The following is a 13,805-nucleotide window of genomic DNA, read 5'->3' as shown; positions in this document are numbered from 1 at the left end:
CCCTGCCCCGGTGTCAACGTCAGACGTCCAGTTCCTCGACGAAACGGGCGTTTTCCTGGATGTACTGGAACCGCATCTCGGGGCGCTTGCCCATCAGGCGCTCGACCAGATCGCCGGTTTCGCCGGGCTCGTCCTCGTCGATGCTGACGCGGATCAGCTTGCGCGTCGCCGGGTTCATCGTGGTTTCGCGCAGATCCTTGGCGTCCATCTCGCCCAGCCCCTTGAAGCGGCTCACGTCGATCTTGCCGCGTCCGCCAAGACCCTTGGCAAGGTGGATGTTCTTCTCCACCTCGTCCAGCGCATAGACGCGATGCGCGCCCTGGGTCAGACGGAACAGCGGCGGACAGGCAAGGTAAAGATGCCCCTTGTCGATCATCGGGCGCATGTAGGTGTAGAAGAAGGTCATCAACAGCGCGGCAATATGGGCCCCGTCCACATCGGCGTCGGTCATGATGATGACCTTTTCGTAGCGCAGGTCGTCGATGTTGAACTTCGTGCCCAGCCCCACGCCCAGCGCCTGGCAGAGATCGTTGATCTCGCTGTTCTGGCCCAGCTTGGAGCTGGCCGCGCCCAGCACGTTCAGGATCTTGCCCCGCAGCGGCAGCAGGGCCTGCGTCTTGCGTTCGCGCGCCATCTTGGCGCTGCCGCCGGCGCTGTCCCCTTCCACGATGAACAGCTCGGTCCCCTCGCGACCCGTTGCGGAACAATCCACCAGCTTGCCGGGCAGGCGCAGCTTCTTCGTCGCGGTCTTGCGCTGCGTTTCCTTTTCGGCACGCCGGCGCAGCCGCTCCTCGGCCCGCAGCACAAGGTAGTCAAGGATTGCGCCGGCCGCTTTGGTATTTCCCGCAAGCCAGTTGTCGAAATGGTCCCGCACCGCGCCTTCGACCAGGCGCGCGGCCTCGGTCGTGGCGAGCCGGTCCTTGGTCTGGCCAACGAACTCCGGCTCGCGGATGAAGCAGGACACCAGCGCACAGCCGCCCACCACCATGTCGTCGCGGGTGATCTGCGCCGCCTTGCGGTTGCTCACCAGTTCGCCATAGGCGCGGATGCCCTTGAGGATCGCGGCCCAGAAGCCCTGTTCATGTGTCCCGCCCTCGGGCGTGGGCACGGTGTTGCAATAGGACTGGATGAAGCCATCCTGCGCCGGGGTCCAGTTGATCGCCCATTCGACCGATCCCGGCACGCCGAATTTTTCCTGAAACTGGACCTTGCCGGCAAAGGGCGTGTCGGCATAGGCCGCGTTGCCCTGCAACTGCTCGTTCAGATAATCGGCAAGCCCGCCGGGAAAGTGAAACGTGGCCTCGGTCGGAGTTTCACCGTCATCGATGGCCGATTTCCAGCGGATCTCGACCCCGGAAAACAGATAGGCCTTGGAGCGCACCATCTTCAGAAGCCGCGCGGGCTTGAAACGGTGATGGCCGAAGATCTGTTCGTCGGCATGGAAGGTGACGCTGGTTCCGCGCCGGTTCGGGGCGGGACCGACCTTCTGCACCGGGCCCTGCGGAACGCCGCGGGAGAACTCCTGTGCAAACAGCTCGCGGTTACGGGCAACCTCGACGCGCATCACATCCGACAGCGCGTTCACGACCGAGGCCCCCACGCCGTGCAGACCGCCCGAAGTCTGATAGGCCTTGCCTGAAAACTTGCCGCCGGCATGCAGCGTGCAGAGGATCACTTCAAGCGCAGACTTGCCCGGAAACTTCGGGTGCGGGTCGATCGGAATGCCACGGCCATTGTCCCGGATCGTGACCGAATAATCGGCGTGCAGTTCAACCTCGATCCGGTTCGCGTGGCCTGCCACGGCCTCGTCCATCGAGTTGTCAAGGATCTCGGCCACCAGATGATGCAGCGCACGTTCGTCGGTGCCACCGATATACATGCCGGGGCGCTTGCGGACAGGTTCCAGCCCCTCCAGCACTTCGATGGACGAGGCGTCATATGTCTGGTCGGCCTGCGGGCCAAGAAGGTCGTCAGCGGGCATCGGCTCTCGATTCAGTCAGGTTCGAACAGGGGTTCCGGGGGCGCAATAGACCATCCCCGGCGTTCAGGTTCAAGCAAAGCGTCAGAGCGGCGCCACCCGCCCCGCATCCAGCCGCACGGTGCGGTCCATCCGGGCAGCGAGCGCAAGATTATGCGTCGCGATCAGGGCCGAAAGCCCGGTGTCGCGCACCAGCTCCATAAGCGCCGCAAAAACCTGATCCGAGGTTTCGGGATCAAGGTTGCCCGTCGGCTCGTCCGCGAGCAGAAGTTTCGGCGCATTCGCCAGCGCCCGGCAGAAGGCGACGCGCTGTTGTTCGCCGCCCGACAGGGCCGCAGGACGGTGGTCGGCACGATGCGCGACGCCGACGCGCGACAGCAGGTCGCGCGCCCGCGCCTCGGCAGCCTTGCGGCGGATGCCATTGGCAAGCTGCGGCAACACGATGTTTTCCAGCGCGGTGAATTCCGGCAGCAGGTGGTGGAACTGGTAGATGAACCCCACCTCGCGCCGCCGCAGTTCGGTGCGGCGGGCATCCGACAATGTGCCGGTCTCGACACCGCCGATGGCGACGCGTCCGCTGTCGGCAGTGTCAAGCAACCCCGCGATATGCAGAAGGGTGGATTTGCCCGCACCCGACGGCGCCACCAGTGCCACCACCTCGCCGCGCGCGATGGTCAGGTCGATGCCCCGCAGCACCTGAACTTCTCCCGCCCGCCCGCGGTTATAGGTTTTTTCGATGCCCTGAAGGTCCAGCACGGCCTCACTCATAGCGCAGCGCCTCGACCGGGTTCATCCGTGCGGCGCGGCGGGCGGGGAAGATCGTGACGATGAACGACAGACCCAGTGACAGCGCAACCGCGCGCAGCACATCCTCGGCCCGCAATTCGGCCGGCAAGGCATAGATGCCGCGGATCGCCGGATCCCAGACGCCACCGCCCATGGCATAGTTCACGAAGCCGAAAATCGGCTCGATATAGATCGCAAAAAGGCAGCCGAGGATCACCCCCAGAAGTGTGCCGAGAATCCCCACCGAGGCCCCGCAGATGAAGAACACCCGCAGCACAGACCCCTCGGTCAGCCCCATGGTGCGAAGGATGCCGATGTCACGCCCCTTGTTCTTGACCAGCATGATCAGCCCCGAAACGATGTTCATGGCAGCGATCAGCACGAGGATCGAGAGGATAACGAACATCACGTTGTCCTCGACCTCCAGCGCGCGCAGGAAGCCGCCGGCGCTGTCGCGCCATGTCCAGAAATAGGCCCCTTCGCCCCCGGCCTGCATGAGCGCGGGGATCATCTGATCGACGGCCTCGGGCGTCTCGACCATGATCTCCAGCTCGTCGACATAGCCTTCGCGGTTGAAATATTCCTGCGCGGGCGCAAGCGGCATGTAGATGCGGGTGCGGTCTATGTCATAGCGCCCGGCGCTGAAGATATAGACCACCTCATAGGCATTCACCCGCGGGCTGGTGCCAAAGGCCGTTCGCACCCCGTCGGGCGAGATCAGACGGATCCGGTCGCCCACCGCGATCCCGAGTTCGCGCGCGATCCCCGACCCGATGGCAATGCCTTCATCGAACCGCGCCATGTCGCCCTGCCCGGTCGCCGGGTCGGCGATACGCGGGATCGTGGCAAGATCGGCTGCGGCAAGGCCCATGACCTCGGCGCCGGCATTGCGCCCCTCATGCGCCACCATGACCTGTCCGCGCACCATCGGCGCCACCCGCGTGACGCCCGGCACCGCGGTCACGGCGGCGGCGCGTTCTTCGTAATTCGCGATCAGCCGTGTCGTCTGCCCGGTCTCGCCGATCGGCGTCGTGGCGTAAAGCGTGACATGGGCATTCGCCCCAAGGATCGTGTCCACGAACTCGGTCCGGAACCCTGATCGCACCGCCAGCGTGGCAATCAGCGCGAAAACCGCCAGCGCAATGCCGATCAGGCTGATCCAGGTCATCACGCTGACGCCACCTTCGGCCCGGCGGGCACGCAGATAGCGCCAGGCGATCATCCATTCAAAGCCGGCGAAGGGGGGGGTGCGACCGGTCATGCCGCTCAGTGGTTTTCGTAGATCTGCACAAGCCGCGACACGGCAGCTTCGGGCGTCATCTCTTCGCTTTGGCCGGTGCGGCGGCTGGTCAATTCCACCAGGCCCGAGGCCAGGCCGCGGGGGCCTACCGTGATGCGCCAGGGCAGGCCGATCAGGTCCATCGTCGCGAATTTGGCGCCCGCACGTTCATCGCGATCGTCATAAAGCGGCTCGAGCCCCTTGGCGCGGAGTGTGTTGTAAAGCGCCTCGCAGGCGCCATCCGTGGCGATGTCACCCTGCTTGAGATTGACGATGCCCACCGGGAAGGGCGTCACGCCCTCGGGCCAGATGATGCCGCGGTCGTCATGGCTGGCCTCGATGATGGCTCCAAGCAGGCGCGACACTCCGATCCCGTGGCTGCCCATATGCACCGGCACCCGCTCGCCCTTGTCGTTCACCACCACGGCCTTCATGGGGTCGGAATACTTGGTGCCGAAATAGAAGATCTGGCCCACCTCGATCCCGCGCGAGGTCTTGCGACGCGCTTCGGGAACGGCATTGAACAGTGCCTCGTCATGGGTTTCGTCGGTGCGGGCATAGGGTGCCGTCCATTCGCGGACGATCGCCTCGCATTCCTCGCGGCTGTCGAAATCGACCACGCGGTTTCCGAGCTTCAGATCAAGGATCGCGCTGTCGTAGAAAACCTCGGATTCGCCGGTTTCGGCCAGAACCAGGAATTCATGCGTGTTGTCGCCGCCGATCGGCCCCGAGGCGGCACGCATCGGAATTGCGGTCAGGCCCATCCGTTCATAGGTCCGCAGATAGCTGACCATGTGGCGGTTATAGGCGTGGATCGCCGCATCCTGGTCGATGTCGAAGTTGTAGCCGTCCTTCATCAGGAACTCCCGGCCCCGCATTACGCCAAAGCGGGGGCGGATCTCGTCCCGGAATTTCCACTGGATGTGGTAAAGCGTCAGCGGCAGGTCCTTGTAGCTGCCCACATGCGCGCGGAAGATGTCGGTGATCATCTCCTCGTTGGTGGGGCCGTAAAGCAGGTCACGCTTGTGGCGGTCACGGATGCGCAGCATTTCCTCGCCATAGTCGTCATACCGGCCGGATTCGCGCCACAGATCGGCCGGTTGAAGCGTGGGCATCAACATCGGGATATGGCCCGCGCGCACCTGTTCTTCATGCACGATCTGTTCGATGCGACGCAGCACCCGGAAGCCCAGCGGCAACCAGGAATAGATGCCCGCCGCCTGCTGACGGATCATGCCCGCCCGCAGCATCAGCCGATGGCTGACGATCTGCGCCTCGGAAGGATTCTCTTTGAGCACGGGCAGGAAATAGCGGGTCAGGCGCATGGCGGAACTTTTCGCTGGGGCATCACTGCCCTTCACCTATGCGAAACGCTTGAACCAGACAAGAGAGCGTCGTGTTTGCGGCTTGCGCGGCCGGGGGGCATCGGCGAAAACGGGGCAGCGGGAACAAGGGGATCAGCATGGGCCTGCCGGTCAAGACACAGCTCAGGTATTGGGGAATCGCGGCCGCCGTGCTGTTCGTGATGCTCTGGGCCATGGGACATGTGCTGCTGCCTTTCGTGGTGGCCGCTGCCGTGGCCTATCTTCTTGATCCAATCGCCGACCGCCTTGAACGGCTGGGGCTTTCGCGGATGTGGGCCGTGATCCTGATCACGATGATGGCCGCACTGGCATTCGTGGCGCTTCTGTTGCTTCTTGTGCCGATCCTGATCCAGCAGGGCACGCAGCTGATCAACACCGCGCCCGAGATCTTTTCGCAGTTTCTCAATTTCCTGTCCTCCCGCTTCCCGGATCTCGTGGATGAGGACAGCGTCCTGCGGGATACGCTCAACAACCTGGGCGAGATGATCCGCGCGCGCGGCGGCGAGTTGCTGAACACGCTGCTCAGTTCCGTGCGCAACGTCGTCAGCGCGCTGGTGTTCATGGTCATCGTGCCGGTGGTGAGCTTTTACCTGTTGCTTGACTGGGACAAGCTGGTTGCGCGCATCGACACTCTTCTGCCACGTGACCACGCCCCCACGATCCGCCATCTGGCCCGCGAAATCGACGTCGTGCTGTCAGGCTTCGTACGGGGCGAGGCCGCCGTCATCAGCATTCTTGCGGTCTATTACTCAATGTCGCTTGTTGCCGTGGGCCTGCCGTTCGGGCTTGTGGTCGGGGTGCTGACGGGGGCTGTGTCCTTCATCCCCTATATCGGCGCGATCCTTGGCGGCACCATATCGATCGGTCTGGCCCTGTTCACCTTCTGGGGCGAGCCGCTGTGGATCGGCGCGGTGATCCTCATCTTCGTGATCGGCCAGATCCTCGAGGGCAATATCCTTGTGCCCAAGCTGGTGGGGGGCTTTGTCGGGCTGCATCCGGTCTGGCTTCTGGTGGCGCTTTCTGTATTTGGGTCGCTGTTCGGATTTGTGGGCATGCTGGTTGCCGTGCCGATCGCCGCGGCACTGGGGGTGCTGGTGCGCTTCGCCGCTGCGCAGTACCGCGAAAGCGCGCTTTATCGCGGCGACGCGCCGCCGATCGTCCTTGCGGATCCCGATCAGACCGCGATCTATACCGACCCGAAGGGCTGACGCCCATGGCCCAGCTTGCCCTGAGCCTGCCGGTTCGCGAGGCCTTGGGCCGTGCCGATTTCTTCATCTCGCCGGCCAATGCCCTTGCCGTCGCGACAGTGGGGGACTGGGGGAACTGGCCGCAGGGCAAGCTGGTGCTCGTGGGGCCGGAAGGTGCGGGCAAGACGCATCTCGCGAATATCTGGGCCTCTGAAACCGGCGCCATGATCCTGCACGCCGAGGATCTGGCCGACACCTCGGCAGATGCACTTGCCATCTGGGGCCGGATCGTGATCGAGGATGCGCATCTGATTGCCGGTGACCACGCCGCCGAGGTCACGCTGTTTCACCTGCACAACATGGTGCTGGCCCAGGCCGGCCTGTTGCTGCTGACGGCGCAAAGCGCCCCCAACCGCTGGCCGCTTGGCCTGCCCGATCTTGCAAGTCGCCTCCAGGCCACCGCTGTCGCCACTCTGACCGCACCCGATGATGCGCTGCTGTCGGCGGTGCTGGTCAAGCTGTTCGCAGACCGACAGATCACGGTTCCGCCCAGCCTGATCCCGTGGCTCGTCGCGCGCATCGAGCGGTCGTTCAGCGCCGCGCGTGACATCGTCGACCGGCTGGACCGGCACGCCCTTGCCCAGGGTCGCCCGGTTTCGCGCGCACTCGCCGCCGAGTTGCTGGACAGTGCCGCCTTCGAGGGGCCATAACTGTCATCCAGCCGTCACATCCAGCCTTGATAAGGGCCGCATGACCCAGTCCGATTTCCTCAAGAGCCCTTTTCCCGAAGCCGTCGTACTGCCCGAGGCAGAGCTTCGGGGGCCGCGCCGCTTCTTCAACCGGGAATTGTCATGGCTCGCCTTCAACTGGCGCGTTCTGGATGAGGCCCGCAATCCCCGTGTCCCCCTGCTGGAACGGGTGCGCTTCCTGTCGATCTCGGCCGCCAACCTGGACGAATTCTATACCGTGCGGGTTGCGGGGCTGCGCGAACTGGCGCGCGCGGGCAACACCACCACGGCCGATGACGGGCTGACGCCCGCCGAACAGCTTGTGCTGATCAACGACGATGCGCGTCGGCTGATGACTGCCCAGCAGGCGGTCTGGAACAAGCTGAAGAAGGCGATGGAAAAAGAGCGGATCACGCTTGTCACCCGGTCGCGGCTGACGCGGCGGGACGAGAAGTTTCTCGAATACCATTTCCGCAACAAGGTGTTTCCGGTGCTTTCGCCCCTGGCAATCGATCCGGCGCATCCCTTCCCCTTCATCCCGAACACCGGCTTCTGCCTTGCCCTGCAACTGGAGCGGCTTGGCGATCAGCGCCCGCTTCAGGCATTGCTCCCCATTCCCCAGCAGATCGACCGGTTCATCGCCCTGCCCGCCCGCAGCGGCGAGGCTCGTTTCTTCCCGCTGGAAGACCTGCTGATGCTGCATCTGGGGCTGTTGTTCCCCGGCTATGTCGCCCAAGGCCACTGCGCCTTCCGCGTCTTGCGCGACAGTGATCTTGAGGTCGAGGAAGAAGCCGAGGATCTGGTGCGGGAGTTCGAGGTTGCGCTGAAGCGGCGCCGGCGCGGCGAAGTGATCCGCATGAAGATTTCGGCCAAGGCCCCAGCCGCGTTGCGCGCGCTGATCATGGACGAACTTGACGTAGCCGGCGACGAGGTGATCGAAGTGCGCGGCCTGATCGGCATGGCCGATGTCAAGGAACTGGTGCTGGACAGCCGGCGCGATCTGCAATGGCCTGCCTTCTCGCCCCGCGTTCCCGAAAGGGTGCAGGACCACGAAGGCGACATGTTCGCCGCGATCCGCCAGAAGGACATGCTGCTGCACCACCCCTACGAGACCTTCGACATGGTGGTGCGGTTCCTGGAACAGGCCGCGCGCGATCCGAATGTGCTGGCGATCAAGCAGACGCTTTACCGGACCTCGCGCGACAGTCCCATCGTGGCGGCGCTGTGTGAAGCCGCCGAGACGGGAAAGTCGGTGACGGCGCTGGTCGAGCTCAAGGCGCGGTTCGACGAGGCCGCGAACATCCGCCAGTCGCGCCGCCTTGAACGCTCGGGCGCGCATGTGGTCTATGGCTTCATCCACTACAAGACCCACGCCAAGATCAGCACCGTCGTGCGGCGCGAAGGCGATGCCCTGGTGACCTATACCCATTACGGCACCGGCAACTACCATCCGATCACGGCGCGGATCTATACCGATCTGTCATTGTTCACCTGCGATCCGGCGCTGGGGCGTGACGCCACGAAGGTCTTCAACTACCTGTCCGGCTATGCCCAGCCCGACGGGCTGGAGAATCTGGCGATTTCGCCCCTGACGCTCAAGCCGCGCCTGCTAGAGATGATCGCGGCCGAGGCCACCTATGCCCGCGCCGGCCGGCCAGCCGAGATCTGGGCAAAGATGAACGCGCTGATCGAACCCGAGGTGATCGATGCGCTTTATGCTGCAAGCCAGGCGGGGGTGAAGATCAACCTGATCATCCGCGGCATCTGCGGCCTGCGCCCCGGCGTGAAGGGCCTGAGCGAGAATATCCGCGTCAAGTCCATCGTCGGCCGGTTCCTGGAGCACAGCCGCATCGTGTGTTTCGGAAACGGGCAGGGGCTTCCGTCGAAGAAGGCGCGGGTGTTCATCTCCTCGGCCGACTGGATGGGTCGGAACCTGAACCGTCGGGTGGAAACCCTGGTCGAAGCCCTCAATGACACGGTCAAAAGCCAGATCGTCAGCCAGATCATGGCCGCAAACCTTGCCGACGAGGCGCAGAGCTGGGTTCTGCGCCCGGACGGCAAGTTCATCCGCCCGCCCGCGCCCGAGGGGCAGGAACTTTTCAGCTGTCACCGCTTTTTCATGGAGAACCCCTCGCTTTCGGGGCGTGGCACGGCAGGTGCAAAGGATGTGCCGCGTCTTGCCCATTCGAATGATTGACGCGCCGGACCGACTGACGCAGTTTGCGCCGCGAAACCGACCAGGAGTAACAGCATGGACACGATGACCGAGGCGCCGCTGGACGACTGGGGCCCGTTCGGACGCCCGCTGTTCGAGGATCCTTCGGCGCGGGCGCTCAGCCGGGTGGGCGTGGTCGACGTCGGCTCGAACTCGGTTCGGATGGTGGTGTTTGACGGGGCAGCCCGCAGCCCTGCCTATTTCTACAACGAAAAGGTGATGTGCGGGCTGGGCGCCGGGCTGGCTGTCAGCGGACGCCTGAACCCCCGTGGCCGTGAAAGGGCGTTGCGCGCGCTCAAGCGGTTCGCGCTTCTGGCCGAAGGCATGGGCATTGCACCCCTGACCGTGGTTGCCACTGCTGCCGTGCGCGAAGCCGAAGACGGGGCCGATTTCCGCGAAGAGGTTCTGCGCGAAACCGGGCTGTCGCTGTGGGTGATCGACGGCCCGGAAGAGGCACGGTTGTCGGCGCAGGGCGTTCTGCTGGGCTGGCCCGAGGCCGAGGGCCTGGTCTGCGACATCGGCGGTTCGTCCATGGAACTCGCGGTGATCGGAAAGGGCAAGGTCGGACGCCGCGTGACCTCCAAGCTGGGGCCCTTCCGCCTGCAACAGGTCGGGGGCGGCCAGAAGGGGCTGCGCAAGCATATCGCTTCGGTCCTTTCCGGCCTGAAGGACGAGATCGGGGCAAACCACCAGCGGATCTATCTTGTCGGAGGATCATGGCGGGCGATCGCTCGGCTGGACATGGTGCGGCGTGGCTATCCGCTTACCGTCCTGCACGAATACCGGATGTCGCCCAAGGCGGTGCGATCCACGGTCGAATGGATCGGCGAACGCAGCATTGCCGATCTGCGCGCGGCGGGCGGACTCTCGGCCGAACGGGTCGAGTTGGTGCCGCTCGCCTCTGAAGTGCTTTTGCAGCTCGTACGAACCTTCAAGCCCGAGGAAATCGACATCTCTTCCTATGGTATCCGCGAAGGGCTGCTTTACGAACAGATGCCTGACAAGCTGCGATCCCGCGATCCGCTGATCGAGGCCTGCCGATTTGCCGAAGCGCAGAGTGCGCGCCTGCCCGGCTTTGGCAAGAAGCTTTACGAATTCCTGCACCCCCTGTTCAAATCGGCACCAAAGGAGCGCAAGCGCCTGATTAAGGCCGCCTGCCTGCTGCATGACACCGCCTGGCGCGCCCATCCCGATTACCGGGCCGAGGCCTGCTTCGACAATGCCACGCGCGCGAATCTTGGCGGGCTGGATCATGCCGGACGGGTGTTCCTCGGTCTCGCGCTTCTGCACCGCTACAAGAACAGCCGCGCCGGATCGCGGCTTGAACCATTGTTCAAGCTTCTGCCGGAGAGCGACATCCAGGACGCCGAGGTTCTGGGCAAGGCGATGCGGTTCGGGGCCATGTTCGCCATAGAACAGCCCCAGGAGGCCGGTGCACTGCGCTTTTACCCCAAGAAGAAGGTGCTTGAACTGGTGCTTGCCCCCAGAAGCGCCGCGCTGTTCGGCGAGGTGGCGCAGGCCCGCTTCACGGCGCTTGCACAGGCGCTCGGTGTCGAAACCCAGGTCCGGCAGGCCCGGCGCTAGATGTCGATCTCGCCCTCGCGCGGCAGCTCCGGGGGCGATACCGGCTCGGACTCAAGTGGAACGCGCCGGCGAATGATGATGTCTCCGTTGGGCAGCAGTTCGGGCCGGTGATAGACCGACAGGTCGTCGATCCGCGTTCCAAGATCGCGCAAGGCGGGCTCCATTTCCTGCATCAGCCCGCGCAGGAGCCGCCGTGCCCCTTCCTGCAACAGCCCAAGCCCCTCGCTCCAGTCGCGGTCCGCGCCCTGGTCCCGAGGGTCCGGTTCCGGGCTGGTCTGGGCATGGGCCGGGCCCACGGGCTGCACCATGACCCCGACAGCCAGCGGCAGGACAAGCATCAGCGAAAGGGCAAGAACATGTCTCATGCAGATCATATGGGAAGCCGCACCCGTCAGGGAAAGCCCCCAATGTCCCCGCCCTCAGATCACGAGATCGAGACTGACCGGAAAATGATCCGAGGCCAGCAGCAGCGCCTCGCGCAACAACGGGTCACCATAGCACCCGGCATCATCGAACGGATACCAGATGCGCCACACCGGCTGGTGCTGACGCAGATCCTCGGAAATCATGATGTAGTCCAGCAGCGCCGAGAAATAATGCTGTTCGTCCGGCATGAGAAACCGCGCCGACACCGGCGCTGCGGCGGTACGATTGGCGAGGGCCAGCCGCGCATGATGATCGTAAAGTCGCGCCTTCGGAGCCCGGTCCCAACCCAGCACGATATCAACCGCCGAGCGGGAAAACAGGTGTTCGAACTCTTCCAGGCCAGGACCATCGTTGAAATCGCCCAGCACGATCAGGGGGTCGCCGGCGGCGATGTGATCATCTATGCGCTGCCGTAGCCAAAGGCACTGGGCATATTGCTTGCGCCGGTTCTCGATCGACAGGCGAAGGCCTTCATCCGGCCCGCGCGCACCATGCGGCGCCTTGGATTTCACATGCACGCCGATCATGCGCAGGATCTTGCCCGAAATCGTCTCGATCAGCAACTCCAGCGGCGGCCGCGCGAAGGTGACCAATTCGGGGGTGCCGTCAAGGTCGAGATCGATGCGAAACACCCCGTCGAAGCGCGGCGCGTTCTCGGATCCGCGCTTGCCCGTCGGTTCTCCCTGCGGGTCATGGATGACGCTCAGGGCTGCGGGATCGTAAAGCAGCGCGATTTCCTGCTGGCTGTCGCTGGCAAAGCCAATCAGCGCCCGGTTCGCCCGCAGGCCGAAGCGGTGCGCAAAACCTTCAAGCGCCCGCACGCAGGATCGCCGCCGCGACTGGTCAGGCGCCTCGACCACGAGCACGGCATCGCCATCCAGCGCGGCAAAGACCACCCCCAGTGCCGCGATCTGCTGATGGCGTGTGACGTCACGCCGACCTGAAAGGGCAGCGTCATCGATGAGCCGCCCGTCATCATCAAAGAGCGAATTGAACCACTCGACATTGTAGGTGACGATCCGCAAGCTCAGGCTGCCCGGTCGTGGCTGATTTCCTCCCAGGCGCGGTTGACGGCCTGCAGGCGCCGCTCGGCCATCTTGATCGCCTCGGGCGGCACGCCGCGGGCAATCATCCGGTCCGGGTGTGTTTCGATCACCGCCTGACGCCAAGCCTTGCGGATCGTATCAAGCGGCGCATCAAGGGTCACGCCAAGAACCTCGTAGGGATCAGGACGCGCATCGGGCACGAACCGGGTGCGGAGGCTGCGGAAACAACGGTCGTCCAAGCCAAAGATCGTGGCGACGTTGCGCAGGAACGCTTCCTCGGCCGGGTGCCAGTCGCCATCGGAAACCGCGATATGGAAAAGGCCCTCCATCAGGTCGATCAGCACCTGACGTTCGCCCTGGAACATGGTGGCGATACGGCGGGCGTAGGCCTCGTAGCCCGCCACATCCTGCCGGGCCAGGTTGAAGACCCGCGCCGCATGGGCTTCGTCTTCTGGCGCGATGGTGAACACCTCGCGGAAGGCCGAAACCTCGTTGCGGGTGACCTCCCCGTCGGCCTTTGCCATCTTTGCACCCAGCGCGATCACCGCAATCGTGAAGGCAACGGTGCGTTCCGGAGGCTGCCGCAAACGGTCGAAAACCTCGGCAAGGCCGTCGCCATTGGCCAGCGCGGAAAGGGCGGCGGTGATGCGGGTCCAGATCGACATGGTTCCATGTTAGCGCCATTCAACCCGACTGTCATTGCGACATCACAGCATTTTCTGCATTAAAACAAGGTCCAGCCATTGGCCGAACTTCCGCCCGACCTCGGGCAGGATCGCGATCTCCCGATAGCCCAGGGCAGCGTGAAAGGCCCGACCCTCGGTGTTGGCGCCGCTCACCCCGCCGATCAGGCTGTGAATGCCGCTCCGGCGCGCGTGATCCTCCACCGCCTGCATCAGGGCCCGTCCGACGCCCCGCCCCCATGCCCTTGGCGCAAGGATCACGGTATGTTCGGCGGTATGTGCATAGCCCGGCCCCGGCCGAAAGGCGCCGTAGGTCGCGAAACCAAGAAGCTCTCCTTTGGCGCAGGCCAGAAGAAAGGGTTGCCCAGACCTTTCCTTCCCCGCCAGAGTGGCGACAAGATCCGGAGCGGTCTTTTCCTCGGTCGTGAAGGTAATCAGCGTGTCGCGGATCACCGGATTCCAGATTGCAGCAATGGCACTGCAATCCTCGGCGCAGGCATCGCGGATGATGACGCCCGCCGGCGGCATC

12 protein-coding genes are annotated in these 13,805 nt (G+C 64.3%); 4 read left to right on the top strand and 8 right to left on the bottom strand.

Annotation, left to right across the window (positions count from 1 at the left end; all coding sequences use genetic code 11):
- Positions 1-19: 19 nt before the first annotated feature.
- The 4 genes from parE to proS form a co-directional block, all read right to left on the bottom strand.
- The gene (parE, locus tag ACFQXB_RS14090; protein ID WP_377405043.1) at positions 20-1,981 is read right to left on the bottom strand and encodes a DNA topoisomerase IV subunit B; all 1,962 of its coding nucleotides are present in this window, start codon (positions 1,979-1,981) and stop codon (positions 20-22) included.
- Between the two features lie 81 nt (positions 1,982-2,062).
- Entirely contained in the window at positions 2,063-2,746 is a 684-nt protein-coding gene (locus ACFQXB_RS14085; RefSeq protein ID WP_377405040.1) for an ABC transporter ATP-binding protein, read from the bottom strand.
- Entirely contained in the window at positions 2,739-4,025 is a 1,287-nt protein-coding gene (locus ACFQXB_RS14080) for a lipoprotein-releasing ABC transporter permease subunit (RefSeq protein WP_377405037.1), read from the bottom strand. Before ACFQXB_RS14080 ends, ACFQXB_RS14085 begins: the two co-directional genes overlap by 8 nt.
- A gap of 5 nt (positions 4,026-4,030) precedes the next feature.
- On the bottom strand, positions 4,031-5,368 hold the full coding sequence (gene proS, locus ACFQXB_RS14075; protein WP_377405034.1) for a proline--tRNA ligase: 1,338 nt from the start codon (positions 5,366-5,368) through the stop codon (positions 4,031-4,033).
- Between the two features lie 137 nt (positions 5,369-5,505).
- Between proS and ACFQXB_RS14070 the strand changes: the two genes are divergently transcribed.
- Genes ACFQXB_RS14070 through ACFQXB_RS14055 form a run of 4 tightly spaced genes read left to right on the top strand, consistent with a single transcriptional unit; the run spans position 5,506 to position 11,121 of the window.
- Complete coding sequence (locus ACFQXB_RS14070; protein ID WP_377405031.1) at positions 5,506-6,615, top strand: AI-2E family transporter; 1,110 nt, start codon at positions 5,506-5,508, stop codon at positions 6,613-6,615.
- A 5-nt stretch (positions 6,616-6,620) separates the two neighbouring features.
- The gene (locus tag ACFQXB_RS14065) at positions 6,621-7,304 is read left to right on the top strand and encodes a chromosomal replication initiator DnaA (protein WP_377405028.1); all 684 of its coding nucleotides are present in this window, start codon (positions 6,621-6,623) and stop codon (positions 7,302-7,304) included.
- A 40-nt stretch (positions 7,305-7,344) separates the two neighbouring features.
- Positions 7,345-9,519 carry an RNA degradosome polyphosphate kinase gene (locus ACFQXB_RS14060; RefSeq protein ID WP_377405024.1) on the top strand — a complete coding sequence of 725 codons (2,175 nt, stop codon included), beginning with the start codon at positions 7,345-7,347 and terminating at the stop codon, positions 9,517-9,519.
- Positions 9,520-9,573: 54 nt separating this feature from the next.
- Positions 9,574-11,121 (top strand): Ppx/GppA family phosphatase, encoded by a 1,548-nt coding sequence (locus ACFQXB_RS14055; protein WP_377405021.1) that lies wholly within the window; start codon positions 9,574-9,576, stop codon positions 11,119-11,121.
- Here ACFQXB_RS14055 and ACFQXB_RS14050 read toward each other — a convergent pair.
- The 4 genes from ACFQXB_RS14050 to ACFQXB_RS14035 all read right to left on the bottom strand — a co-directional run bounded on the left by ACFQXB_RS14050 (position 11,118) and on the right by ACFQXB_RS14035 (position 13,786).
- On the bottom strand, positions 11,118-11,429 hold the full coding sequence (locus tag ACFQXB_RS14050; RefSeq protein WP_449301248.1) for a hypothetical protein: 312 nt from the start codon (positions 11,427-11,429) through the stop codon (positions 11,118-11,120). The two genes, ACFQXB_RS14055 and ACFQXB_RS14050, sit on opposite strands and share 4 nt — an antisense overlap.
- Before the next feature lie 111 nt (positions 11,430-11,540).
- Positions 11,541-12,572 (bottom strand): endonuclease/exonuclease/phosphatase family protein, encoded by a 1,032-nt coding sequence (locus tag ACFQXB_RS14045; RefSeq protein WP_377405015.1) that lies wholly within the window; start codon positions 12,570-12,572, stop codon positions 11,541-11,543.
- A 2-nt stretch (positions 12,573-12,574) separates the two neighbouring features.
- Entirely contained in the window at positions 12,575-13,258 is a 684-nt protein-coding gene (locus ACFQXB_RS14040; protein WP_377405012.1) for a TerB family tellurite resistance protein, read from the bottom strand.
- 42 nt (positions 13,259-13,300) lie between these two features.
- Positions 13,301-13,786, bottom strand: coding sequence for a GNAT family N-acetyltransferase (locus tag ACFQXB_RS14035; protein ID WP_377405241.1), 486 nt, complete (start codon positions 13,784-13,786; stop codon positions 13,301-13,303).
- Positions 13,787-13,805: the final 19 nt, after the last annotated feature.

The organism is Halodurantibacterium daqingense (genome assembly GCF_042666235.1).
Classification (GTDB): Bacteria; Pseudomonadota; Alphaproteobacteria; order Rhodobacterales; family Rhodobacteraceae; genus Halodurantibacterium; species Halodurantibacterium daqingensis.
Note: the sequence above shows the minus strand (reverse complement) of the source record. Positions and strands in the feature narration are given on the sequence as shown.

Coding starts and splice junctions, on each gene's coding strand:
- parE (WP_377405043.1), bottom strand. CDS start 1,981: ATGCCCGCTGACGACCTTCTTGGCCCGCAGGCCGACCAGACATATGAC.
- ACFQXB_RS14085 (WP_377405040.1), bottom strand. CDS start 2,746: ATGAGTGAGGCCGTGCTGGACCTTCAGGGCATCGAAAAAACCTATAAC.
- ACFQXB_RS14080 (WP_377405037.1), bottom strand. CDS start 4,025: ATGACCGGTCGCACCCCCCCCTTCGCCGGCTTTGAATGGATGATCGCC.
- proS (WP_377405034.1), bottom strand. CDS start 5,368: ATGCGCCTGACCCGCTATTTCCTGCCCGTGCTCAAAGAGAATCCTTCC.
- ACFQXB_RS14070 (WP_377405031.1), top strand. CDS start 5,506: ATGGGCCTGCCGGTCAAGACACAGCTCAGGTATTGGGGAATCGCGGCC.
- ACFQXB_RS14065 (WP_377405028.1), top strand. CDS start 6,621: ATGGCCCAGCTTGCCCTGAGCCTGCCGGTTCGCGAGGCCTTGGGCCGT.
- ACFQXB_RS14060 (WP_377405024.1), top strand. CDS start 7,345: ATGACCCAGTCCGATTTCCTCAAGAGCCCTTTTCCCGAAGCCGTCGTA.
- ACFQXB_RS14055 (WP_377405021.1), top strand. CDS start 9,574: ATGGACACGATGACCGAGGCGCCGCTGGACGACTGGGGCCCGTTCGGA.
- ACFQXB_RS14050 (WP_449301248.1), bottom strand. CDS start 11,429: ATGGTGCAGCCCGTGGGCCCGGCCCATGCCCAGACCAGCCCGGAACCG.
- ACFQXB_RS14040 (WP_377405012.1), bottom strand. CDS start 13,258: ATGTCGATCTGGACCCGCATCACCGCCGCCCTTTCCGCGCTGGCCAAT.